We start from the raw sequence: 22,242 nt of genomic DNA on the forward strand, positions 1-22,242 counted from the left end.
AAGGTGGGTAGACGAGTTTTGGTTACCTGTCGACCCGGTTTCTGTTACCACCTTTGTAGGGGGTAACAGCCTGTTCCCGGTCGGCTGTTACCCGCGCGCGGCTCAGGAGTTGCTGGGCGCGCTGGACTTGCGGCGCGGAATGCCGAGGCGCTGGCGGCGTTCCCACAGGCACTTGCGGCTGATGCCGAGCTTGCGGGCCAGCTCGGTTTCGGTCATGTGGTCCTGATGCTCCAGGACGAAATGCTGGAAGTAGTCCTCCAGCGAGAGGTCCTCGGTGGGCTCGTGGCCGCCGCCGACGTCCGGGCCGGGGAGTTCGGCAAAGTCCTCGTCCTCCAGCTCTTCCAGCTCGATGTCGACGCCCAGCAGGTCGGCGGGTATCGACTGGCCCTCGCAGAGAATCACCGCACGCTCGATGGCGTTCTCCAGTTCGCGCACGTTGCCCGGCCAGGTGTACTGGCCGATGGTCCGCTCGGCCTCGGGGGAGAAGCGCATCTCGCCGCGGCCCATGCGCTGGCTCTGGCGCTTCAGGAACGCCCGGGCGATTTGCAGGACGTCGTCTTCGCGATCACGCAGGGCCGGCAGCTTCAGCGAGATGACGTTGAGCCGGTAGAACAGGTCTTCGCGGAACTGGCCGGTCTTGGACAGCGCCTTGAGATCGCGGTGGGTGGCGGCGATCAGGCGGACATCGACCTTCTGCGACTGCACCGAGCCGACCCGGCGGATCTCGCCTTCCTGCAGCACGCGCAGCAGGCGCGCCTGGGCCTCCAGGGGCAGTTCGCCGATCTCGTCGAGGAACAGGGTGCCGCCGTCGGCGGCCTCGACCAGGCCGGTGCGCCCGGCGACGGCGCCGGTGAAGGCGCCCTTCTCGTGGCCGAAGAGTTCGGATTCGATCAGGGTTTCCGGAATGGCTGCGCAGTTCACCGAGATCAGCGGCGCCTTGGCGCGTTTCGACAGGTTGTGCAGGGCGCGGGCGACCAGTTCCTTGCCGGTGCCGGATTCGCCCTGGATCAGCACCGTGGAGTCGGTCGGGGCGACCTTGCGGATTTTGCCGAACAGGTCCTGCATGGCCGGGCAGGAGCCGATGATGCCGATCTCGCCCTCGACCGGCGCGGGAGACTGCGGCGCCGGCTCGGCGGAGACGGCCGCTGCTGGCGTCTGGCGGGGCTCGCTGAGGATGCGCGCCACGGTCTGGAGCATCTCGTCGTGGTCGAAGGGCTTGGCGATGTAGTCCATCGCGCCCATCTTCATCGAGTCCACCGCCGAGCGCAGGCTGGCGTAGCTGGTCATGATCAGCACCGGCGTGCCCTCGGCCAAGCGGATCAACTCGGTGCCGGGGGCGCCGGGCAGGCGCAGGTCGCTGATGACCAGGTCGAAGCCGGGGATGCTGTAGCGCTCCTGGGCTTCCTGCACCGAGCCGGCCTCGCTGACCTGGTAGTAGTTGCGTTCCAGCAGGCGACGCAGGGCGGAGCGGATGATGGTTTCGTCTTCGACGATCAGAATGTGTGGCATCGGGCAGGCTCTCTCGACGGTCTCACGGCGCCGGCGCTGTATCGACATGCCGTGGCAGGGTGACCCGGATACGGGTCCCGCGTTGCCGCTCGGGGTCGGCCGGGCTGTCGATGGTGATCCGGCCATAATGCTCTTCCACGATCGAATAGACCAGTGCGAGGCCCAGGCCGGTGCCCTTGCCAGGGTCCTTGGTGGTGAAGAAGGGTTCGAACAGGCGGCCGGCGATGGCCTTGGGGATGCCGCTGCCCTCGTCCTCGACGATCAGGTCGACGCTGTGTTCCTCGGCCTCGCTGCGTACCCGGATGGCGCCGCCGGACGGGGAGGCGTCGCGGGCGTTGGAGAGCAGGTTGACCAGCACCTGGATCAGCCGCTGGGGATCGCCGACCACGCAGTGGGCAGGGTCGCAGAGGTTGAGGAACTGGACCTCGACGCCTGCGCGGTTGAGCGACAGCAGGCCGATCGCCTCGCGGGCCATGTCGGCCAGGCACACCGGCTCGCTGGCCTGCTTGTGGCTGCCGGCGTGGGCGAAACTCATCAGCGAGCGGACGATGCGCGTCACCCGCTTGGTTTGGTCGATGATCTGGCTGCTGATCTCGCCCAGCTCGGCGTCGTCCTCATGCTCCTCGCGCAGGTTCTGCGCCAGACAGGCGATGCCGGTGATCGGGTTGCCGATCTCGTGGGCCACGCCGGCGGCCAGGCGACCGATGCTGGCCAGGCGCTCGGAGTGCGCCAGCTTGTTTTCCAGCAGCTGGGTTTCGGTGAGGTCCTCGACCAGCAGGACCAGGCCGCTGCTGCCCGGCGCCAAGGGTTCATCGATCGCCGCCTTGTGCAGGTTGAGCCAGCGCATCTGGCCGTCCAGCGACAGCCGCTGCTTGTGCAGGTGCTCGTCGGAGCGCTGGATGAAGTCTTCCAGCAGGCCCTTCCAGGGCGCATCGAGGGTCGCCAGGCAGGAGCCGACCACGCGCTCGGCGGGAATCCCGGTGAGTTCCTCCATGGCCCGGTTCCACATGAGGATTTCCCGGTCCTTGGACAGCGAGCAGACGCCCATCGGCAGCTCCTGCAGGGTCTGGCGATGGTAGCGGCGCAGTGCGTCGAGCTCGGCGGCCAGGCCGGTCAGGCGCGAGCGGTAGTCCTCCAGGCGGCTTTCGATGAAGTGGATGTCCTCGGTGACGTAGTCTTCGCTGGCGGTCTTGTAGGGCAGGAAGGTCTCGACGATGTCCTGCGCCACGCTCGGTCCCATCAGGCCGGACAGGTTGGCCTCGATGCGGTCACGCAGGCGGCGCAGGGCGAAGGGGCGGCTTTCGTCGAACGGCAGGTGCAGGTCGCGCAGGGCCTGCTTCACCTCGCGCTGGGCGATCTTCGCGCCGAGTGGCCGGGCCAGTTGGGCGGCGAACTCCTGGGCGGAGGTGGCCAGCAGCTCGCGGCGCTGCGGCCGGCGCACATTGTCCACCGCGCAGGCCTCGCCGGCGCTGCGCTCTTCGGGGCTCGGCTCGGTGAATATCGACACCAGGGAGAACACCAGCACGTTGGCAGCCAGCGAGGTGATCGCCGCCAGGTGCCAGCTGGTGTCGTCCAGCACGTAGACGAAATCCAGCAGCGGCAGGTGCACGTCCTGCAGGTTGCCCAGCATGGGCAGCATCATGCCGCCCAGCCACACCGCCATGCCGACCAGCAGTCCGGCGATGAAGCCGCGGCGGTTGGCGGTCTGCCAGTAGAGCGTCGAGAGCACGCCGGGGAGAAACTGCAGAGTGGCGACGAAGGCGGTGACGCCGAGGTTGGAGAGGTTCTGGCTGGCGTCCAGCAGCCGGTAGAAGGCATAGCCCGCGGCGATGATGGCGAAGATCAGCGTGCGCCGCGTCCACTTCAGCCAGCGGTAGATGTTGCCCTCGGCCGGCGGCTGGTACAGCGGCAGCACCAGATGGTTGAGGGTCATGCCGGACAGGGCGAGGGTCAGGACGATGATCAGCCCGCTGGAGGCGGACAGGCCGCCGACATAGGCCAGCAGGGTGAGGGGGGCATTTTCCAGCGCCAGGCCCACGCCCAGGGTGAAGTATTCCGGGCCGGCGGCGACCTCCAGGCGCATGCCGGCCCAGAGGATCAGCGGCACGGCCAGGCTCATCAGCAGGAGGAACAGCGGCAGGCCCCAGCTGGCGCTGGCCAGGCCGCGGGGGTTGAGGTTCTCGGTAAAGGCCATGTGGTACATGTGCGGCATGACGATGGCCGAGGCGAAGAACAGCAGCAGCAGGGTGCGCCAGGGGCCCTCCTGCAGCGGGGTGTGCAGCGTGCCCAGCACTTCCCGCTGCTGCAGCAGCCACTGCTCCAGGCCCTGGGGACCGTCGAACACCCGGTACAGGGTGTAGATCCCGATGCTGCCGAGGGCCGCCAGCTTGACCAGCGACTCGAAGGCGATGGCGCAGACCAGACCCTGATGCTTCTCGCGGGTGGCGATGTGCCGGGAGCCGAAGAGGATGGTGAAGAGGATGATCAGGGCGCAGAAGCCCAGCGCCACGCGCTCTTTCACCGGCTCCTGGGTGAGGATGCCCACCGAGTCGGTGACCGCCTGGATCTGCAGGGCCAGAAGCGGCAGCACCGCGACCAGCATGAACAGGGTGGTCAGCGCGCCGGCCCAGGTGCTGCGGAAACGGAAGGCGAACAGGTCGGCCAGCGACGACAGCTGGTAGGTGCGGGTCAGGCGCAGGATCGGATAGAGCAGCACCGGCGCCAGCATGAAGGCGCCGGAAACCCCCAGGTAGCAGGCGAGAAAGCCGTAGCCGTACTGGTAGGCCATGCCGACCGCGCCGTAGAAGGCCCAGGCGCTGGCGTACACGCCGAGCGACAGGGTGTAGACCAGCGGGTGGCGGACTACCCGCTGCGGAATCAGGCCCTGCTCGCTGAGCCAGGCGACACCGAACAGGGTCAGCAGGTAGGCGGCGCTGATCAGCAGCAGTTCACTCAGGCTAAAGCTCATCGGCGTCGGGCTGGCTCTGCAGGATGAAGGTCACCACGATGAGGATCAGCCACAGCAGGTACGGGCGGTACCAGGCGCCGTTGGGGTCGATCCACCAGTCCATGATGGCGGGGGAGAACAGGTAGATTCCCACCACCAGCAGCAGGACCAGCCGGTAGATGTACATGGCGTGTTTCTCTGTCGATGGGGAAGGGCGTCGGCGATGGTAATGGATGCGCGCGCCGGCGCAAGCGTGACGGCCTCTTTTCCGGCCGGGCGGGGATGCCGGCGCTCAGTCCAGCGCGGCCTCGGCCAAGGCCCGGCAGCGCGGGAGGCCCCCGGCATCCCAGTGGGCGATGGCCCAGTCGAGCAGCTGCCGCGGGCGGGCCTTGCCCAGTTCGGCCGGCGGGCGCTGACCGAGCGCGCGCAGGGCGCGCAGCAGCAGCGGGCCGGCCTGCTCGGCGGGGAGCGGGGGGGAGCGGTAGGCCTTGCCCAGCTTGTGGCCGTCGGGCTGGACGATCAGCGGCACGTGCAGGTAGCGCGGCCGGGGCAGGCCGAGCAGCTCCTGCAGGTAGAGCTGGCGCGGCGTCGAGTCGAGCAGGTCGGCGCCGCGCACCACGTCGGTCACCCCTTGCCAGGCATCGTCGAGGACCACCGCCAGCTGGTAGGCGTAGAGGCCGTCGCGGCGGCGGATCACGAAATCGCCGACCTCGCGGGCGAGCTGCTGGGCGAAGACGCCCTGCACCCGGTCGAGGAAGGCGTAGGTGCGCTCCGGCACGCGCAGGCGGATGGCGGCATCATGGGGCGGGCGTCCGGCCTCCCGGCAGAAGCCCGGATAGATCCCGGAAAACCCTTCCAGCCGCTTGCGCGAGCAGGTGCAGGCGTAGGCCAGGCCCCGCTCGAGCAGCCGCTCGACCACTTCGCCGTACAGCCCCAGGCGCTCGCTCTGGCGCACGACCGCACCGTCCCACTCGAAGCCGTAGTCTTCCAGGGTCTGCAGGATGGCCGCCTGGGCGCCCGGCACCTCGCGGGGCGGATCGAGATCCTCCATGCGCAGCAGCCAGCGGCCGCTGACGCTGCGGGCATCCAGATAGGAGGCCAGGGCGGCGATCAGCGAGCCGAAATGCAGGTAGCCGCTGGGCGTGGGTGCGAAGCGGCCGACGTAGGGGGGGGGCGGGAGGGCGGTCATGCGGCGCTCGGAGGGAGCTGGCGATCGGACGGCGGCAGTCTGCCAGGCTGCAGATGCGCCGCGGGGCGCCGTGGCGCCCCGCTGGCAGGATCAGCTGCCGATCTGTTTTTCCTTGATTTCCGCCAGGGTCTTGCAGTCGATGCACAGGGTGGCGGTGGGGCGCGCCTCGAGGCGCCGGATGCCGATTTCCACGCCGCAGGAGTCGCACCAGCCGTACTCGTTGTCCTCGATCAGCTGCAGGGTCTCGTCGATCTTCTTGATCAGCTTGCGCTCGCGATCACGGGCGCGCAGCTCCAGGCTGAACTCCTCTTCCTGACTGGCCCGGTCGGCGGGGTCGGGGAAGTTGGCGGCCTCGTCCTGCATGTGGTGCACGGTACGGTCGACCTCTTCCATCAACTCCTGTTTCCATTTATTGAGGATGTTGGTGAAATGAGCGCGCATGTTGTCGCTCATGTACTCCTCGCCCGGGGTTTCCGGGTAGGGTTCGAAACCGCGAACCAGTTGGTTGTTCTGCTTTGCTTTGGTGGGCATGGATGACCGCCTCGCTCTCTCTAATCCATACACGCAGGCACATGTTCCCTGCCGACGGCGTCGGCCCTGCGACCGCAAGCGGCCGAACTTACCAGAAGCCATCCGGCCGCGCCACTCCTTGCCGCCTGCCACGGCAGCTGCCAGAGCGGTTTCGTGTGGGTAGAATCCATCCTCCGCCCCGTCTTGATGGAAGGCCCATGTCCTACAGTGCGCGCAGTCGCGCCATCGAACCCTTTCATGTCATGGCCCTGCTGGCCCGTGCCAACCAGCTCCAGGCCGAGGGCCACGACGTGATCCACCTGGAGATCGGCGAGCCGGACTTTACCACGGCAGCGCCCATCGTCGCCGCCGGGCAGGCGGCCCTGGCGGCCGGGCATACCCGCTACACCGCTGCCCGCGGCCTGCCGCAGCTGCGCGAGGCCATCGCCGGCTTCTACGCGCGGCGTTATCGCTTGACTATAGACCCCGAGCGCATCCTGATCACCCCCGGCGGTTCGGGTGCCCTGCTGCTGGCCACGAGTCTGCTGGTCGATCCGGGCCGGCACTGGCTGCTGGCCGATCCCGGCTATCCCTGCAACCGCCACTTCCTGCGGCTGGTCGAGGGCGGCGCACAGCTGGTGCCGGTCGGGCCGGGAGAGCGTTACCAGCTGACCCCGGAGCTGGTGGCGCGGCACTGGCGTGCGGAAAGCGTCGGCGCCCTGGTCGCCTCGCCGGCCAACCCCACCGGGACGCTGCTGCGCCGCGACGAGCTGGCGGCGCTGTCCGCCGCCCTGCGCGCGCGCGGCGGCCATCTGCTGGTGGACGAGATCTACCACGGCCTGACCTACGGCGTGGACGCGCCCAGCGTGCTGGAAGTGGACGACGACGCCTTCGTGCTGAACAGCTTTTCCAAGTATTTCGGCATGACCGGCTGGCGGCTCGGCTGGCTGGTGGCGCCCGAGGCGGCGGTGCCCGAGCTGGAGAAGCTGGCGCAGAACCTCTACATCAGCGCCTCGACCCTGGCCCAGCATGCCGCCCTGGCCTGCTTCGAGGAGGAAACCCTGGCGATCCTCGAAGAGCGCCGCGGGGAGTTCGCCCGGCGCCGCGACTACCTGCTGCCGGCTTTGCGCGAGCTGGGCTTCGGCATCGCCGTGGAGCCCGAGGGGGCCTTCTACCTGTATGCCGACATCGGCGCCTTCGGCGGCGACGCCTTCGCCTTCTGCCGGCACTTCCTGGAGCGCGAATTCGTCGCCATCACCCCGGGCGTCGATTTCGGCCGCCATCTGGCCAGCCGCCATGTGCGCTTTGCCTATACCCAGAGCCTGCCGCGCCTGGAGCAGGCGGTCGAGCGCATCGCCCGCGGCCTGCAAAGCTGGCAGCCCGATGCGCTTTGATCCGTCGCTGGAGGAGGGGCGCCTGCTGCGCCGCTACAAGCGCTTTCTCGCCGACATAGAGACGCCGGCCGGCGAGGTGTTGTGCATCCACTGCCCGAATACCGGGTCCATGCTCAACTGCATGGCGGAGGGCGGGCGCATCTGGTTTAGTCGCTCAAGCGACCCCCGTCGCAAGCTGCCGGGCACCTGGGAGCTGAGCGAGACGCCGCAGGGGCGGCTCGCCTGCGTGAATACCGCGCGGGCCAATCCGCTGGTGGAGGAGGCGCTGCGCGCCGGGCTGATCGTCGAGCTGGACGGTTTCACCAAGCTGCGCCGGGAGGTCCGCTACGGCGCGGAGAACAGCCGGGTCGATTTCTGCCTGGACTATCCGGACGGAACGGCCTTCGTCGAGGTGAAGAGCGTCACCCTGGGCTTCGCCGACAGTCCGGTTGCCGCCTTCCCCGATGCGCGCACCGAACGTGGCGCCAAGCACCTGCGCGAGCTGGCGGCCCTGGCCCGGCAGGGCGTGCGCGCGGTGCAGCTGTACTGCGTGAACCTGTCCGGCATCGCGGCGGTGCGCCCGGCGGCGGAGATCGACCCGGGCTACGCGCAGGCGCTGCGCGAGGCCGTGGCGGCGGGCGTCGAGGTGCTCGCCTACAGCGTCGAGCTGTCGCCTGCGTCGATCCGCCTGACGCGCCGGCTCGAGGTGTGGCCGTAGGCCCGGCCAGGAGGGGAGGGCGCAGGTTACAACTGCACCCAGATGCCGGCCTCGTCCTCGCGGCAGTCGATGCGCGGCAGGTGCTCTCCGGCGCAGGGGCCGGCCACGCATTCGCCATTCTCGATCAGAAATAGCGCGCCGTGGGTGGCGCACTGGATCAGGCTGCCGCTGGCGTCGAGAAAGCGGTCGGTCTGCCACTCCAGCGGAATGCCGCGGTGCGGGCAGCGGTTGGCATAGACGAAGATCCGGCCGTCCCGGCGGACCGCGAGGAGTTTCCGCTCTTCCAGCAGGAAGCCGCGGCTTTGTCCTTCGCCGAGGGCATTCCCGGCACAGAGAAACTGCATGGCATCTCCCGAAAAGCTCGGGATTATCCACGCCGGCAGCCGGCGGCGGAAGCCGTGCGCTGGCGGTTGGCCGGGCCGCCTCTTATGCTTGCCGCCACCTTTGTTGCCAGATCCCTTCATGAGCGCCTTCGTACGCCGCCCCCGCGTCCTGCTGATCGCCCTGACCCTGTTGCTGCTGCTCGCCTTCTGGCTGTCGCTGGCGCTGGGCCCGCTGCGCCTGCCCCTGGTCGACTCCCTGCTGGCCCTGCTGCGGCTGGCCGGTGTGCCGCTGTCCGGGGCGGGGCTCGAGCAGGCCGAGCTGATCGTCGGGCAGATCCGCCTGCCGCGGGCCCTGCTCGGCCTGGCGGTGGGTAGCGTGCTGGCGCTGAGCGGGGTGGCGATGCAGGCGCTGTTCCGCAATCCGCTCGCCGATCCCGGGCTGATCGGGGTGTCCAGCGGCGCGGCGCTGGGCGCGGCGTTGGCGATCGTCGGCGGTTCGCTGTTCGGTGCTGGAGTACCGCCCGAGGAGTCGCCCTACCTGTTGTCGGCGAGCGCCTTCGCCGGTGGTCTGGCAGTGACCGCGCTGGTCTACCGGCTGGGGCGGCGCGACGGCCAGACCCGGGTAGCCACCATGCTGCTCGCCGGACTCGCCCTCAGCGCCCTGGCCGGCGCGGCGATCGGCCTGTTCGGCTATCTGGCCGACGATGCCGCGCTGCGCCGGCTGACCTTCTGGAACCTGGGCAGCCTGAGCGGCGCCAGCTATGCCCGGCTCTGGCCGCTGCTGCTGGCGACCCTCGGCGTGGCGCTCTGGCTGCCGCGTCGGGCCGGTGCGCTGAACGCCCTGCTGCTGGGCGAGTCGGAGGCGCGCCATCTGGGCTTCGAGGTAGAGCGGCTGAAGCGCGAGCTGGTGCTCTGCACGGCCCTGGGCGTGGGCGCGGCGGTGGCGGCGGCGGGGCTGGTCGGCTTCGTCGGCCTGCTGGTGCCGCACCTGCTGCGCCTGCTCTGCGGGCCGGATCACCGGCTGCTGCTGCCGGCAGCCATGCTCGGCGGCGCCAGCCTGCTGCTGTTCGCCGACCTGCTGGCGCGCCTGCTGCTGGCCCCGGCCGAACTGCCGCTCGGCATCGTCACGGCGCTGCTCGGTGCGCCCTTCTTCCTCTGGCTGCTGCGGCGGGAGCCGCTCTGATGCTGCAGGCCGAGCGACTGGCCGTGCAGCGCGGCGGCAGGCGGGTGCTGAGCGGCATCGACCTGGAGTTGCGGCCCGGCGAGCTGCTCGGCGTGCTGGGACCGAACGGCGCGGGCAAGTCCTCGCTGCTGGCGGCGCTTTGCGGCGAGCTGCGCCCGCTGGAGGGGCAGGTCCGCCTGGATGGCCGGCCGCTGGCCGGCTGGCCGGGGCCGGAGCGGGCGCGCCGGCTGGCGGTGCTGCCGCAGAGCCCGGCGCTGGAGTTCGCCTTTCGCGTCGAGGAGGTGGTCGGCTTCGGTCGTCTGCCGCATGCCAGCGGCCGGCGGCGCGATGCCGAGATCGTTGCCCGGGCGCTGGCGGCGGCCGACGCCACCCATCTGGCCGGGCGCAGCTACCTGACCCTGTCCGGCGGCGAGCGCCAGCGAGTCCATCTGGCGCGGGTGATGGCGCAGCTCTGGCCAGGCGGAGCGCAGCAGGTGTTGCTGCTCGACGAGCCGACCTCGATGCTCGATCCCCTACACCAGCACAGCATTCTGCAGGCGGTGCGGGAATTTGCCGGACAGGGCACGGCCGTGCTGGCGATACTCCATGACCTGAACCTGGCGGCGCGCTACTGCGACCGCCTGCTGCTGCTGGCCGAGGGCTGCATGCAGGCGCTCGGCTGTCCCGAGGAGGTCCTGCGTGCCGGGCCGTTGAAGGCGGTCTTCGGTCTCGATGTACTGGTGCAGCGCCACCCGGAGCGGGGGCATCCGCTGATCGTGGCGCGCTGAGGAGAGTCCATGCGTTCATTATTGCTGTTCATCGGCCTGGCCTTGCTGGCCGCCTGCCAGAGCCTGCCGCCATTGCCTGCCTGGCAGGAGGGCGGCGGCGGGCGGGATGGCGAGCCCGGCTTCATCCGCGACCTGCGCAGCGGCGAGCGCCTGACCCCGGCGCAGCTGGTCGAGCGGCTGGCCGTGGCGCCGCGGCTGCTGGTCGGCGAGAAGCACGACAACCCCGATCATCATGCTCTCGAGCTGTGGTTGCTCAAGGCCCTGGCTGGACGGCGGGCGCAGGGCAGCCTGCTGCTGGAGATGCTCGAGCCTGCTCAGCAGGCCCGGGTGGCGGCGATCCAGGCTGCGTTCGCCGCCGGCCGCGCGCCGGCGGATCTGCCCGCGGCACTGGCCTGGCGCCAGGGCTGGGACTGGGCGCTGTACGGCCCGCTGCTGCGCTATGCGCTGGCGCAACCCTATCCTGTCCTGGCGGCCAATCTGGATACGCAGGAGATGCGTCGCGTCTATGCCGAGCGGCCGATGCTGTCCGGCGCGGCCTCGACCGACGCGCGGGTGCGCGAGGCTCTGCTCGCGCAGATCGGCGCCTCCCACTGCAGCCAGCTGCCGGAGTCCCAGTGGCCGGCGATGCTTGCCGTCCAGCAGCAGCGCGACCGGCGCATGGCCGAGCGCCTGCTGGGCGCACCGCAGCCGGCCCTGCTGCTGGCCGGCACCTACCATGTGCGGCGCGATCTGGGCGTGCCCCTGCACCTGGCCGATCTCGGTGGAGCGGCCGGCAGCGTCGTGCTGTTGTTCGCCGAGGCGGGGGAGACGGTGGAGCCGGAGACGGCCGACTATGTCTGGTACACCCCGGCGACGCCGGCCCGCGACTATTGCGCCGAGATGCGCGCTGCCGGCGGACAGGCAAAAAAAGACCCGGCAGCGCCGGGTCGAAAACCGTAATTAGCCTGATGAGGAGATAACCTGAAGAGTAGCCGCTCTGTCAGTTTACCGCTGATCTCGCGATCAGTTTTCAAATAATAACGCTTCTCATTTGTTGGTCAAGCGCTGTTTGCGACTTTTTGCCGGTCTTCCGCGAACGCCCACCGAAAGAAGGCGCCCTGCAGGCGCCTTCTTTCGGTGGGGGAGGGGCTTTACAGGTCGGGGAGGCGCTTGCGCATGCGCGCCACCAGGTCGTCAAGGCTCTCGGCGAGATGGGTGTCGACCCGCCGGCTGTGTTGCTGTTCGACCTCGGTCAAGGCTTCGCGGCTGGCCTGCTGTGCCCTGACCACCTCCAGCGTGGCGTCGGACGGGTCCTTCCCTTCGGCCTGGCGTTCGGCGAGCCATTCGGCGATCAGGGCTTCGGGCGCCTGGCAGTCGAGGATCAGGAAGGGCGCGCCGTTGTTCTCGGCGACCTGCCAGGCGGCCATGCGCTGTGCCTGCTTCAGGTAGGTGGCGTCGATCACCACCGGAAAGCCGGCATGCAGGGCGCCGGCCGCCAGCCGGTGCAGGTGTTCGTAGGTCGCTTCGCTGGCCTGGCTGCTGTAGATGCCGCTCGCCAGCCGGCCCTGGTCGGTTGCCTGCTGCTCGCCGAACAGGCGCTTGCGTTCGATGTCCGAACGCAGGCGGATGGCGCCGAACTCTTCGGTCAGCCGCTGGGCGACATGGCTCTTGCCAACCGCGGACAGGCCGTGGGTGATGGCCAGAAAGCATGAGGGAATGGCGCTGTAGTGCTCCGCCAGGCTGGCGTAGTTGCGGTACTGCTGGAGAATGGCGGTGCGCCGCTCGGTGCACTCCTCCTGGGCCAGGCGGAACAGGTTGACCTTGCCGCGCACCATGGCGCGGTAGGCCTTGTAGAAGTTCAGCAGCGGCAGGGCGGCGTAGTCGCCGGTCCGCTCCAGCCAAGCGCTGACGAAGCGCCGGGAAAGTCCCTTGAGGCCGCGGTCCTCCAGGTCCATGGCGAGGAAGGCGGCGTCGCACACGACATCGATCAGGCGGAACGGCTCGTTGAACTCGATGCAGTCGAACAGCACGACCTGGCCGTCGAGCAGGGTGGCGTTGCCGAGGTGCAGATCGCCATGACATTCGCGGATGAAGCCATCCGCCTTGCGCTGTTCGAGCAGTGGCCGCAGGCGCTCGAAGCTGGTTTCAGCCCAGGCCTCGAGGGCGTCGAGCTGCTGCAGGTCGGCCGCTTCGGCGAGCAGCGGGCGGATCTGCTCGAAGTTCTGCCGCACCGGGCTCATCACCGCCTCCGCGCTGCCCAGCGGATGCTCCGCCGGCACCTTGGGCGCCTGCAGGTGGAAGCTGGCGATCCGCTCGGCCAGGGCGTCGATGTGCTCGGGCGCGAGCTCGCCGCGGGCCTGCATTTCGCCGAGCAGCTGGCTCTGCGGGAACTGGCGCATCTTGACCGCGTATTCGATGACCGGACCGTCGCCGGCCAGCTGCGGGGCGCTCACGTTGCCGGTGATCGGCAGCACTTCCAGATAGAGGTCGCGGGTCAGGCGCTGGTTCAGGCGCACTTCCTCTTCGCAGAAGTGCTTGCGCGCGGCCAGATTCGTGAAGTCGAGAAAGCCGAAATCGACGGCCTTCTTGAACTTGTAGGCATAGGGGCCGGTGAGCAGGACCCAGGAGATGTGAGTCTCGATGACCTTGAACTCAGTCACCGCGTGCGGGTAGAGCGCGGGGTTCTGCAGGGCGTTGATCAGGGCTTGGCTCACGGTCAGTCCTTGCTGGGCGGTCGGGGCGGAAGGCCGCATTATGGCTGCTGTGACCGCCCCTGCAAACCGCCGGGCTGCGCTATCGAGGGTGGGTAAAGTGCGTATAATGCGCCGCCATGACTCGTACCCGCTCCCCCAAATCCCCTTCTCCACGTCGCTCCGGTGCCCTCCGTTCCTGGCTGGGCTGGACCGCCAAGCTTGCATTGGTAGGTCTGGTGGTGCTGGCTGGTTTTGCCGTTTATCTCGATGCCGTGGTGCAGGAGAAATTCTCCGGCAAGCGCTGGACGCTGCCAGCCAAGGTCTACGCCCGGCCGCTGGAGCTGTTCTCCGGTCTCAAGTTGTCGAAGCAGGATTTTCTCACCGAACTGGACGCGCTCGGCTACCGCCGCGAGGCCGTTGCCGGGCCGGGCTCGGCGGCTGTGTCCGGCAACACTGTCGATCTGCATACCCGCGGCTTCCGCTTCTACGAGGGCGACGAGCCGGCCCGAAGGATCCGCGTGCGTTTCTCCGGCGATTATGTGTCCGGCCTGAGCGGTGCCGACGGTAGCGACCTGCCCGTCGTGCGGATGGAGCCGCTGCTGATCGGCGGCCTGTACCCGGCGCACAACGAGGACCGCATCCTGGTCCAGCGCAACGAGCTGCCGCCCTATCTGGTGGAGACCCTGGTGGCGGTGGAGGATCGCGAATTCTTCAGTCATTTCGGGGTGTCGCCGAAATCCATCGTCCGCGCCCTGTGGGTCAATGCCGCCGCGGGTGGGGTGGTCCAGGGCGGCAGCACGCTGACCCAGCAGCTGGTGAAGAATTTCTACCTGAGCAACGAGCGCAGCCTGGTACGCAAGGCCACCGAGGCCATGATGGCCGTGCTGCTGGAGCTACACTACGACAAGGACGAGATTCTCGAGGCCTACCTCAACGAGGTGTTCCTGGGCCAGGACGGCAATCGCGCGGTGCATGGCTTCGGTCTGGCCAGCCAGTATTTCTTCGGCCAGCCGCTGGCCGAGCTGCAGCCGCATCAGGTCGCCCTGCTGGTGGGGATGGTCAAGGGACCCACCTATTACAATCCGCGCCGCAACCCCGAGCGGGCCATGACGCGGCGCAACCTGGTGATCGACCTGATGGCCGAGCAGTCGGTGATCGATGCCGCGCAGGCCGCTGCCGCCAAGCAGAAGCCGCTTGGTGTCACCGCCCGTGGCAGCCTGGCCAACAGCGCCCATCCGGCGTTCCTCGATCTGGTCAAGCGCCAGTTGCGCGAGGATTACCAGGAGGCCGACCTCACCGAGGAGGGGCTGCGCATCTTCACCAGTCTCGACCCGATCCTGCAGAACAAGGCCGAGGCCGCGGTGCACGACACCTTCAAGCGCATCGGCAAGGGCGGCGATCCGGTCGAGGCGTCGATGGTGGTGAGCAATCCGGAAACCGGCGAAGTGCTGGCCCTGCTCGGCAGTCGGCAGCCGCGTTTCGCCGGCTTCAACCGGGCGCTGGATGCGGTGCGGCCGATCGGTTCGCTGATCAAGCCGGCGATCTATCTCACCGCGCTGGAGAAGCCCAGCCAGTACACCCTGACCAGCTGGGTGGCGGACGTGCCCTTCTCGGTGAAGGGCCAGGACGGCCAGCTCTGGCGTCCGCAGAATTACGATCACCAGGCCCATGGCGACATCTATCTCTATCAGGGCCTGGCCAACTCCTACAACCTGTCGACCGCCAAGCTCGGCCTCGAGCTGGGGGTGCCGAACGTGCTAAAGACCCTGGCGCGGCTGGGCGTCGAGCGCGAGTGGCCGGCCTATCCGTCGATGTTGCTGGGCGCCGGGGCGTTGACCCCGATGGAGGTGTCCAGCATGTACCTGACCATCGCCAGCGGCGGTTTCAACACGCCGCTGCGCGGCATCCGCAGTGTCCTGGACTCCGCCGGCGAGCCGCTCAAGCGCTACCCGTTCCAGATCCAGCAGCGCTTCGATCCGGGGGCCATCTATCTGCTGCAGAACGCCATGCAGCGGGTGATGCGCGAGGGAACCGGGCGTTCGGTCTACAGCCGGCTGCCGCGCTCGCTGAATCTAGCCGGCAAGACCGGTACCACCAACGATTCGCGCGACAGCTGGTTCGCCGGCTTCAGTCAGGATCTGCTGGCGGTGGTCTGGCTGGGGCGCGACGACAACGGCAAGACGCCACTGACCGGCGCCACCGGTGCGCTGAGGGTCTGGACGGACTTCATGGCCAAGGCCGACCCGCTGCCGCTGGACATGCCGGTGCCGGACAATGTCACCGAAGTTTGGGTGAATGCGCGTAATGGGCTGGGCTCCGAGCCGGGTTGTCCGGATACGGTGCAGATGCCTTATATTCGGGGTAGCGAGCCGCCACCGGGACCCCCTTGTGGGTTGCCGCAGGCGCCTGCCGAAAATGTGCAGGATGTGATCGAGAATGTTCAGGATGTCATGGACTGGGTGCGCGACTGGTCGAATTGAGCGAAGAGGGCGCCAGGTGAACAGGTGGTTGTTTGGTGCAGTGGCGGCAAGCGTGCTGCTGAGTGGCTGTGCGACGGTCGAGCATGGCTCGATCCCGGTGGTGGATGCGAGTGGCTCGGTTTACGACCAGCAGCAGGGGCGCGGTAGCGGTACGACCTCCCGCCCCCCGGTAGCGACGCCTTCCCAGGCGCCGGCTCCTGTCGAGGATGCCGGGGTGGTGGTGATGGTGCCCGGGGGCGGGGCCAGCTCGGCGCCGATCCAGTCCTATCCGGCATCGGGTGTTTCGGGCAGCGTGGCGCCGATCGTTTCCCAGCCGATTACTGCCACCACGCCTGACGGTAATGCCGGCTATTCCGTGCCCCGTGCGCCGAGCGGTGCTCCGGGCGGCAGCCCCGCCGTTTCGGGAAATCTGGCTGCCGACGAGCAGCTCGATGGTCCGGTCTTGGCGCTGCTCACCACCGCACAGCGGGAGCAGGGCAGTGGCAATCTGGATAGTGCCGCCTCCAGCCTGGAGAGAGCGCAGCGCATCGCCCCGCGCGAGCCGCAGGTGCTCTATCGATTGGCCGAGGTGCGCCTGGCCCAGGGCGATGCCGCCCAAGCCGAGCAGTTGGCGCGCCGCGCCTTGACCTATGCCGGCGGTCGCCCGGCCTTGCAGGCCAGTCTTTGGAATCTGATCGCTCAGGCGCGCGAGCGCCAGGGCGATGCGGCTGGCGCGGCACAGGCCCGCGAGCGGGCGCGGGTCAATCTGTGATGGATGCGCGTATCCCGGCGCTGGCCGAGCAACTGCTGCTGATCGAGCGGGAGTTGCGCGTTCTGGGCTTGTGGGCTCGCTTGCCACCGAGCGATGAGGCACTCTCCAGCAAGCAGCCATTCTGTATCGACGCTCTCGCCTTCGAAGAGTGGCTGCAGTGGATCTTTCTGCCGCGGATGAAGCAGATCCTTGAGAGTGGCAGCGCTCTCCCTGCTGTATCGGGAATCCGGCCAATGGCCGAGATGGTCTATGCCGAGCGGTTGGCCGAGCTGGGGCGTCTGCTGGAGTCGCTTGGCGAGGTCGATAGGCTGGTTTCGAGCGGAGACTGAGGCTCGCCGGCCGGTTCAGCGACAGCTGCCCTCTATGGCCCTTTTCGCGTCGGCAATGCGGGTCTGGCGTTCTTCCTCGGTCAGCCTGCGCATTTCTCCATTGATCTGTGTGCGCAGTCTGGGGTTGTTCTCCAGTTGGGCCAAGTGGGTGCGTACGGTTTCGCAGTATTCCTGGCGCTTGGCTTCCTGGATGGCGATGTCACGCTTCACCTTGCGCTCAATGGTTTCCTGGTCGGGGTCGTTTGACTGTACAGGCGGCAGTTTTTCCGCTGCAGGCAGCCGGGGGGCCGGAGCGGCCGTGTTGAGTGTGGAGCTTGCCTGGTCGCTTGGGGGTTGCTCACTGAAGTGGGTCACGCCTTGCTTGTCCACCCAGGTGTAAACCTGACCAGCCATCGCGGTTGCGCCCAGAGTAAGCAGCAGGCTCGTGAGGATCATGCGTCGCATGGTGACTCCTTAAGTCTCGGTAGAGGCCTGGCGCTACTATACCGGAACGATAGTGCGCCTCATGGCATCCCGTCACAGCGGCAGAAGGGGCGAAAGCCCGAGGCATTACTTGACTTGGCCTGAGTGAATCCGAACAATTCAAGGTTCGCTGCAGTGGGGTTCGCCGCAAGCGGGCTTCAGCTCAGCAGACATGAGGCGTCACCCACGCCGACCTGATACACCCGCAACGCGTTACCTCGCGCTGGGTGGGAGAATCCTGCAACACACTCTGGGGCCTCCCGATACTTGCTCGACAGCGCTGCGTAGGCGGCGACAACCGTCGCTCATGCCTGTTTGGCAGTAACCTATTCAGGCCGTCCGGTCGAGGGCGGCAATCTGGCGTTCTAGAGGTGAACAACGTGGAGCTTTTATCCGGCGCTGAAATGGTCGTCCGCTTCTTGCGCGACGAAGGCGTTAAATACATCTACGGATATCCGGGCGGTGCTCTTCTGCACATCTACGATGCCCTGTTCAAGGAAAAGGAAGTCACCCATATCCTGGTCCGTCACGAGCAGGCAGCCACCCACATGGCCGATGGTTATGCCCGTGCGACCGGCAAGGCTGGTGTGGTGCTGGTGACTTCGGGGCCTGGTGCCACCAATGCCGTCACCGGCATCGCCACCGCTTATATGGATTCCATCCCAATGGTGGTGATTTCGGGGCAGGTGCCGAGCACCATGGTCGGCAGCGATGCTTTTCAGGAAACCGACATGATCGGCGTTTCCCGGCCGATCGTGAAGCACAGCTTCATCGTCAAGCATCCCTCGGAAATCCCCGAGGTGCTGAAGAAGGCTTTCTACATCGCCGAGTCCGGCCGGCCCGGTCCGGTGGTGGTGGACATTCCGAAGGACATGGGCGATCCGACCCAGAAGTATGAATACGTTTATCCGAAGAAGGTCAAGCTGCGCTCCTACAGCCCGGCGCTGCGTGGCCACTCCGGGCAGATTCGCAAGGCCGTTGAGATGCTGTTGGCAGCCAAGCGTCCTGTGCTCTACTCCGGCGGTGGCGTGATCATGGGCAGGGCTGCCGCCCAGCTGACCGAGCTGGCGCAGATGCTCAATCTGCCGGTGACCAATACCCTGATGGGGCTGGGAGGCTATCCGGGCAACGACCGGCAATTCCTCGGCATGCTCGGCATGCATGGCAGCTACACTGCCAACCTGGCCATGCATCATTCCGACGTGATCCTCTCCGTCGGTGCGCGTTTCGATGACCGCGTGGTCAATGGGGCAGCCAAGTTCTGTCCGAATGCCAAGATCATTCACGTCGATATCGACCCTGCGTCGATTTCCAAAACCATCAAGGCCGACGTTCCGATCGTCGGGCCGGTTGATAGCGTGCTCACCGAGATGATCTCCATCGTCAAGGAGATCGGTGTGATGCCGCAAAAGGATGTCGTGGCCAGCTGGTGGAAACAGATTGACGAGTGGCGTGGCGCGCGCGGCCTGTTCCCCTACGACAAGGGTGACGGCAGCATCATCAAGCCGCAGACAGTGATCGAGACCCTCTACGAGGTGACCAAGGGCGATGCCTACGTCGCCTCCGACGTAGGACAGCACCAGATGTTCGCTGCCCAGTACTACAAGTACGCCAAGCCCAATCGCTGGATCAACTCCGGTGGCCTGGGCACCATGGGCTTCGGTTTCCCCGCGGCCATGGGCGTCAAGCTGAATTTTCCCGAAGCCGATGTGGCCTGTGTCACCGGGGAGGGCAGCATCCAGATGAACATCCAGGAAATGTCGACCTGCCTGCAGTACGACCTGCCTGTGAAGATCATCAACCTCAACAACGGCGCGCTGGGTATGGTTCGCCAGTGGCAGGATATGCAGTACAACAGCCGCTATTCGCATTCGTACATGGAGTCGCTGCCCGATTTCGTCAAGCTGGCCGAGGCCTATGGTCATGTTGGCATGCGCATTACCGAGCTGAAGGACCTCAAGCCGATGATGGAGGAGGCCTTCGCCCTGAAAGACCGCCTGGTGTTCCTTGATATCGCGGTCGATACCAGCGAGCACGTCTATCCGATGCAAATTAGAGACGGCGCGATGCGCGATATGTGGCTGAGCAAGACGGAGCGGACCTGAGCATGCGACACATCATTTCCCTGCTGATGGAAAACGAGCCGGGCGCCCTGTCTCGGGTAGTCGGCCTGTTTTCGCAGCGCAACTACAACATCGAGACCCTCACCGTAGCGCCCACTGAGGATCCGACGCTGTCCCGCCTGACTCTGACCACCATTGGTCAGGATGAGGTGATCGAGCAGATCACCAAGAACCTCAACAAGCTGATTGAGGTGGTCAAACTGGTAGACCTGTCGGAAAGTGCGCACATCGAGCGCGAGTTGCTGCTGGTCAAAGTCAAGGCCACCGGAGCCCAGCGTGCCGAGATCAAGCGTACTACCGACATCTTCCGTGGGCAGATCGTCGATGTCACCAGCAGCGTCTATACCATCCAGCTCACTGGAACCAGTGACAAGCTGGATAGCTTCCTACACGCCATCGGTACTTCGTCGATCTTGGAAACCGTGCGCAGTGGCGTCACCGGCATAGCCCGTGGCGACAAAGTACTCACTATTTAACGAAAGGCCTTGCGGGCCTGATATCAGGGGTAACTCATGAAAGTGTATTACGACAAAGATTGCGACCTCTCCATCATTCAGGGCAAGAAGGTCGCCATCATCGGTTATGGCTCCCAGGGGCATGCGCACGCCTGCAACCTGAAGGATTCCGGTGTTGATGTTTGCGTCGGCCTGCGTGCTGGTTCCGCTTCGGTAGCCAAAGCTGAAGCTCATGGGCTGACCGTGAAGAGTGTCAAGGATGCCGTTGCCGCTGCCGATGTGGTGATGATCCTGACTCCTGACGAATTCCAGGGGCGTTTGTACAAGGACGAAATCGAGCCGAATCTGAAGAAGGGTGCGACCCTGGCCTTCGCCCACGGCTTCTCCATCCATTACAATCAGGTAGTGCCGCGTACTGATCTGGACGTGATCATGATCGCGCCGAAGGCGCCGGGTCATACCGTGCGCTCCGAGTTCGTCCGTGGCGGTGGCATTCCCGATCTGATCGCCATTTACCAGGATGCTTCCGGCAATGCCAAGAACGTTGCCCTGTCTTATGCCAGCGGCGTCGGCGGTGGTCGTACCGGCATCATCGAAACCACCTTCAAAGATGAAACCGAAACCGACCTGTTCGGTGAACAGGCCGTACTGTGTGGTGGCTGCGTCGAGCTGGTCAAGGCCGGTTTCGAGACCTTGGTTGAAGCCGGTTACGCGCCGGAAATGGCCTATTTCGAATGTCTGCATGAGCTGAAGCTGATCGTCGACCTGATGTTCGAAGGTGGCATCGCCAACATGAACTACTCGATTTCCAACAATGCCGAGTACGGTGAATACGTGACTGGCCCGGAGGTCATTAACGCCGAATCCCGTGCTGCCATGCGCAATGCCCTGAAGCGTATCCAGAACGGCGAATACGCAAAAATGTTCATCACCGAAGGTGCTGCCAATTATCCGTCGATGACTGCCTACCGCCGCAACAATGCCGCTCATGGCATCGAGGTTGTCGGCGAAAAGCTGCGAGCCATGATGCCGTGGATCGCTGCCAACAAGATCGTCGACAAAACCAAGAACTAAGCTCGGCATATGAAATAAAAAAGACGCGGCCTTGGCCGCGTTTTTTGTTGCGAATCGGGCTTCTGGTATAAAGCCCCATGGAGCGGACTGCCTGCAAACGTGCATTGCAGGCGTCGGCTAAAAATCTTTCTGAACCTGCAGGGTGCTTTCATGAGCGAACGTCCGGAGGAGTCCAACAAAGGGTCCGCAGCTGAAAGTCTGTTGCCCATCGACGAGCACGTTGAGGAGGAGCGGGACGCGGAGGGGCGCAAGGTCCGTCATCGTGGTATCTATTTGCTACCCAATCTGTTTACTACGGCCAACCTCTTTGCTGGCTTCTATTCCATCGTCAGTGCAATCAATGGAAACCTATATGTAGCCGCGGCCACGGTTTTCGTCGCGATGGTGCTGGATAGCCTGGATGGGCGTGTGGCTCGCCTGACCAATACGCAAAGTGCATTCGGCGCCGAGTACGACTCGCTTTCCGACATGGTGGCCTTTGGTTTGGCGCCAGCCATCCTTGCTTTCGAGTGGGCCTTGAGCGGCATGGGGAAAGTCGGCTGGATGATTGCGTTTGTCTATGTGGCTGGTGCTGCCTTGCGTCTGGCGCGTTTCAATACGCAGATCGGCAAGGCTGACAAGCGCTTCTTCATTGGCTTGGCCAGCCCGGCAGCGGCGGGAGTGGTGGCTGGCACCGTCTGGGCTTTCAGCGACCTTGGTATCCAGGGTTCTAACATTGCTTCCCTTGTCGCTCTGCTGGTAGCCGGTACAGGTATGCTGATGGTCAGCAATATCAAGTACTACAGCTTTAAGGATCTGGATCTCAAGGGGAGGGTGCCTTTTGTCGCCATTCTGGTGGTGGTGCTGCTCTTCGCCGTGGTGTTCAGCGATCCTCCGCGGATTTTGTTGCTGATTTTTCTTGTTTATGCGGTTTCAGGGCCTGTGCAGTACCTGCTGCAATGGTGGCGCCGAAAGCGGGCAGGCTGATTGCTCTGCGTGCGGGGGTAAGTATGCCTGCTGTGCTCAAGGGCATCCTCCCCGGCGCTGCATGCCGAATGCATTCTCCCTGCTGAAGCTGAATGCAGTTGGATCAAAGTGATCAGGCACATGGTCTATGGCTTCAGGGAGGGCTGACTTCTTCTCAGGTGGTCTTTCTCGGAAAAGTGCGATGAGCCAAATATTTCAACTTTCTATTGACGCCGAAAGTTAACGCCCTATAATGCGCCCCACTTCCTTCGCAGGAGCTGCGTAAACCCTTGAAAATCAAGGGGTTGGCTGCAGGTTCTGGAGGGTTGGCAAGGCGGGCGGTGGCGGTGAAGGAAAGTTCATCGAAGCGCTTGACAGGTTCGAAGGCTGCTGTAGAATGCGCGGCCTCGGTTGAGACGAAAGGCTCAAGCG

The 22,242-nt window shown here is 65.9% G+C and carries 21 protein-coding genes; 12 read left to right on the plus strand and 9 right to left on the minus strand.

Annotated features, from left to right (window positions below; all coding sequences use genetic code 11):
- Positions 1–102: 102 nt before the first annotated feature.
- From EV691_RS14750 to dksA, 5 genes are all read right to left on the minus strand, one after another.
- Complete coding sequence (locus EV691_RS14750) at positions 103–1,509, minus strand: sigma-54-dependent transcriptional regulator (RefSeq protein ID WP_131297598.1); 1,407 nt, start codon at positions 1,507–1,509, stop codon at positions 103–105.
- A 22-nt stretch (positions 1,510–1,531) separates the two neighbouring features.
- Positions 1,532–4,477 carry a sensor histidine kinase gene (locus EV691_RS14755; protein WP_131297597.1) on the minus strand — a complete coding sequence of 982 codons (2,946 nt, stop codon included), beginning with the start codon at positions 4,475–4,477 and terminating at the stop codon, positions 1,532–1,534.
- Positions 4,467–4,643, minus strand: a complete 177-nt coding sequence (locus EV691_RS14760) for a hypothetical protein (RefSeq protein WP_012702757.1) — start codon at positions 4,641–4,643, stop codon at positions 4,467–4,469. The genes EV691_RS14755 and EV691_RS14760 overlap by 11 nt, the downstream gene beginning before the upstream one ends.
- Before the next feature lie 105 nt (positions 4,644–4,748).
- Positions 4,749–5,645 carry a tRNA glutamyl-Q(34) synthetase GluQRS gene (gluQRS, locus tag EV691_RS14765; RefSeq protein WP_131297596.1) on the minus strand — a complete coding sequence of 299 codons (897 nt, stop codon included), beginning with the start codon at positions 5,643–5,645 and terminating at the stop codon, positions 4,749–4,751.
- A 90-nt stretch (positions 5,646–5,735) separates the two neighbouring features.
- The gene (dksA, locus tag EV691_RS14770) at positions 5,736–6,176 is read right to left on the minus strand and encodes an RNA polymerase-binding protein DksA (RefSeq protein ID WP_089167248.1); all 441 of its coding nucleotides are present in this window, start codon (positions 6,174–6,176) and stop codon (positions 5,736–5,738) included.
- A 197-nt stretch (positions 6,177–6,373) separates the two neighbouring features.
- Here dksA and EV691_RS14775 point away from each other — a divergent pair, with 197 nt between their 5' ends.
- Positions 6,374–7,549: a pyridoxal phosphate-dependent aminotransferase gene (locus EV691_RS14775; protein WP_131297595.1), complete on the plus strand. Its 1,176-nt coding sequence runs from the start codon at positions 6,374–6,376 to the stop codon at positions 7,547–7,549.
- Positions 7,539–8,246, plus strand: coding sequence for a DNA/RNA nuclease SfsA (gene sfsA, locus EV691_RS14780; RefSeq protein WP_131297594.1), 708 nt, complete (start codon positions 7,539–7,541; stop codon positions 8,244–8,246). Before EV691_RS14775 ends, sfsA begins: the two co-directional genes overlap by 11 nt.
- A gap of 26 nt (positions 8,247–8,272) precedes the next feature.
- Here sfsA and EV691_RS14785 read toward each other — a convergent pair whose 3' ends face one another.
- On the minus strand, positions 8,273–8,590 hold the full coding sequence (locus tag EV691_RS14785; protein ID WP_039802097.1) for a Rieske (2Fe-2S) protein: 318 nt from the start codon (positions 8,588–8,590) through the stop codon (positions 8,273–8,275).
- 118 nt (positions 8,591–8,708) lie between these two features.
- Between EV691_RS14785 and EV691_RS14790 the strand changes: the two genes are divergently transcribed.
- From EV691_RS14790 to EV691_RS14800, 3 genes are read left to right on the plus strand one after another with little or no spacing between them, the layout of a single operon-like run.
- Entirely contained in the window at positions 8,709–9,752 is a 1,044-nt protein-coding gene (locus EV691_RS14790; protein ID WP_089167251.1) for a FecCD family ABC transporter permease, read from the plus strand.
- On the plus strand, positions 9,752–10,519 hold the full coding sequence (locus EV691_RS14795) for a heme ABC transporter ATP-binding protein (protein ID WP_131297593.1): 768 nt from the start codon (positions 9,752–9,754) through the stop codon (positions 10,517–10,519). The genes EV691_RS14790 and EV691_RS14795 overlap by 1 nt, the downstream gene beginning before the upstream one ends.
- A gap of 9 nt (positions 10,520–10,528) precedes the next feature.
- On the plus strand, positions 10,529–11,458 hold the full coding sequence (locus EV691_RS14800) for a ChaN family lipoprotein (RefSeq protein ID WP_131297592.1): 930 nt from the start codon (positions 10,529–10,531) through the stop codon (positions 11,456–11,458).
- Between the two features lie 191 nt (positions 11,459–11,649).
- On the opposite strand, the gene EV691_RS14805 is transcribed toward EV691_RS14800, so the two are convergent.
- A complete protein-coding gene (locus EV691_RS14805) occupies positions 11,650–13,212 on the minus strand; it encodes a bifunctional aminoglycoside phosphotransferase/ATP-binding protein (RefSeq protein WP_207390151.1) in 1,563 nt (520 codons plus the stop codon).
- A 116-nt stretch (positions 13,213–13,328) separates the two neighbouring features.
- Here EV691_RS14805 and mrcB point away from each other — a divergent pair, with 116 nt between their 5' ends.
- The 3 genes from mrcB to EV691_RS14820 are packed head-to-tail and all read left to right on the plus strand — an operon-like array spanning position 13,329 to position 16,751.
- The gene (gene mrcB, locus EV691_RS14810) at positions 13,329–15,671 is read left to right on the plus strand and encodes a penicillin-binding protein 1B (protein ID WP_131297590.1); all 2,343 of its coding nucleotides are present in this window, start codon (positions 13,329–13,331) and stop codon (positions 15,669–15,671) included.
- A gap of 16 nt (positions 15,672–15,687) precedes the next feature.
- Positions 15,688–16,422 (plus strand): tetratricopeptide repeat protein, encoded by a 735-nt coding sequence (locus EV691_RS14815; RefSeq protein ID WP_207390150.1) that lies wholly within the window; start codon positions 15,688–15,690, stop codon positions 16,420–16,422.
- Positions 16,422–16,751 carry a YqcC family protein gene (locus EV691_RS14820; RefSeq protein ID WP_039802113.1) on the plus strand — a complete coding sequence of 110 codons (330 nt, stop codon included), beginning with the start codon at positions 16,422–16,424 and terminating at the stop codon, positions 16,749–16,751. The genes EV691_RS14815 and EV691_RS14820 overlap by 1 nt, the downstream gene beginning before the upstream one ends.
- 15 nt (positions 16,752–16,766) lie before the next feature.
- Here EV691_RS14820 and EV691_RS14825 read toward each other — a convergent pair whose 3' ends face one another.
- Positions 16,767–17,195 carry a DUF4124 domain-containing protein gene (locus EV691_RS14825; protein ID WP_207390149.1) on the minus strand — a complete coding sequence of 143 codons (429 nt, stop codon included), beginning with the start codon at positions 17,193–17,195 and terminating at the stop codon, positions 16,767–16,769.
- 398 nt (positions 17,196–17,593) lie between these two features.
- Between EV691_RS14825 and EV691_RS14830 the strand changes: the two genes are divergently transcribed.
- From EV691_RS14830 to pssA, 4 genes are all read left to right on the plus strand, one after another.
- Positions 17,594–19,318 (plus strand): acetolactate synthase 3 large subunit, encoded by a 1,725-nt coding sequence (locus EV691_RS14830; protein ID WP_089169788.1) that lies wholly within the window; start codon positions 17,594–17,596, stop codon positions 19,316–19,318.
- Positions 19,319–19,320: 2 nt separating this feature from the next.
- On the plus strand, positions 19,321–19,812 hold the full coding sequence (gene ilvN, locus EV691_RS14835; RefSeq protein WP_039802115.1) for an acetolactate synthase small subunit: 492 nt from the start codon (positions 19,321–19,323) through the stop codon (positions 19,810–19,812).
- A gap of 36 nt (positions 19,813–19,848) precedes the next feature.
- Complete coding sequence (gene ilvC, locus EV691_RS14840; RefSeq protein ID WP_131297589.1) at positions 19,849–20,865, plus strand: ketol-acid reductoisomerase; 1,017 nt, start codon at positions 19,849–19,851, stop codon at positions 20,863–20,865.
- A 150-nt stretch (positions 20,866–21,015) separates the two neighbouring features.
- On the plus strand, positions 21,016–21,831 hold the full coding sequence (pssA, locus tag EV691_RS14845; RefSeq protein WP_131297588.1) for a CDP-diacylglycerol--serine O-phosphatidyltransferase: 816 nt from the start codon (positions 21,016–21,018) through the stop codon (positions 21,829–21,831).
- A 154-nt stretch (positions 21,832–21,985) separates the two neighbouring features.
- On the opposite strand, the gene EV691_RS23605 is transcribed toward pssA, so the two are convergent.
- The coding region (locus EV691_RS23605; protein ID WP_207901106.1) for a hypothetical protein at positions 21,986–22,242 on the minus strand (257 nt) is incomplete at its 5' end.

Origin of the sequence: Azotobacter chroococcum, from assembly GCF_004339665.1 — a bacterium.
Classification (GTDB): Bacteria; Pseudomonadota; Gammaproteobacteria; order Pseudomonadales; family Pseudomonadaceae; genus Azotobacter; species Azotobacter chroococcum.

Bases quoted from the DNA above. Each gene is read 5' to 3' on its own strand.
- EV691_RS14750 (WP_131297598.1), bottom strand. From the start codon at position 1,509: ATGCCACACATTCTGATCGTCGAAGACGAAACCATCATCCGCTCCGCC.
- EV691_RS14755 (WP_131297597.1), bottom strand. From the start codon at position 4,477: ATGAGCTTTAGCCTGAGTGAACTGCTGCTGATCAGCGCCGCCTACCTG.
- EV691_RS14760 (WP_012702757.1), bottom strand. From the start codon at position 4,643: ATGTACATCTACCGGCTGGTCCTGCTGCTGGTGGTGGGAATCTACCTG.
- gluQRS (WP_131297596.1), bottom strand. From the start codon at position 5,645: ATGACCGCCCTCCCGCCCCCCCCCTACGTCGGCCGCTTCGCACCCACG.
- dksA (WP_089167248.1), bottom strand. From the start codon at position 6,176: ATGCCCACCAAAGCAAAGCAGAACAACCAACTGGTTCGCGGTTTCGAA.
- EV691_RS14775 (WP_131297595.1), top strand. From the start codon at position 6,374: ATGTCCTACAGTGCGCGCAGTCGCGCCATCGAACCCTTTCATGTCATG.
- sfsA (WP_131297594.1), top strand. From the start codon at position 7,539: ATGCGCTTTGATCCGTCGCTGGAGGAGGGGCGCCTGCTGCGCCGCTAC.
- EV691_RS14785 (WP_039802097.1), bottom strand. From the start codon at position 8,590: ATGCAGTTTCTCTGTGCCGGGAATGCCCTCGGCGAAGGACAAAGCCGC.
- EV691_RS14790 (WP_089167251.1), top strand. From the start codon at position 8,709: ATGAGCGCCTTCGTACGCCGCCCCCGCGTCCTGCTGATCGCCCTGACC.
- EV691_RS14795 (WP_131297593.1), top strand. From the start codon at position 9,752: ATGCTGCAGGCCGAGCGACTGGCCGTGCAGCGCGGCGGCAGGCGGGTG.
- EV691_RS14800 (WP_131297592.1), top strand. From the start codon at position 10,529: ATGCGTTCATTATTGCTGTTCATCGGCCTGGCCTTGCTGGCCGCCTGC.
- mrcB (WP_131297590.1), top strand. From the start codon at position 13,329: ATGACTCGTACCCGCTCCCCCAAATCCCCTTCTCCACGTCGCTCCGGT.
- EV691_RS14820 (WP_039802113.1), top strand. From the start codon at position 16,422: ATGGATGCGCGTATCCCGGCGCTGGCCGAGCAACTGCTGCTGATCGAG.
- EV691_RS14825 (WP_207390149.1), bottom strand. From the start codon at position 17,195: ATGCGACGCATGATCCTCACGAGCCTGCTGCTTACTCTGGGCGCAACC.
- ilvN (WP_039802115.1), top strand. From the start codon at position 19,321: ATGCGACACATCATTTCCCTGCTGATGGAAAACGAGCCGGGCGCCCTG.
- ilvC (WP_131297589.1), top strand. From the start codon at position 19,849: ATGAAAGTGTATTACGACAAAGATTGCGACCTCTCCATCATTCAGGGC.
- pssA (WP_131297588.1), top strand. From the start codon at position 21,016: ATGAGCGAACGTCCGGAGGAGTCCAACAAAGGGTCCGCAGCTGAAAGT.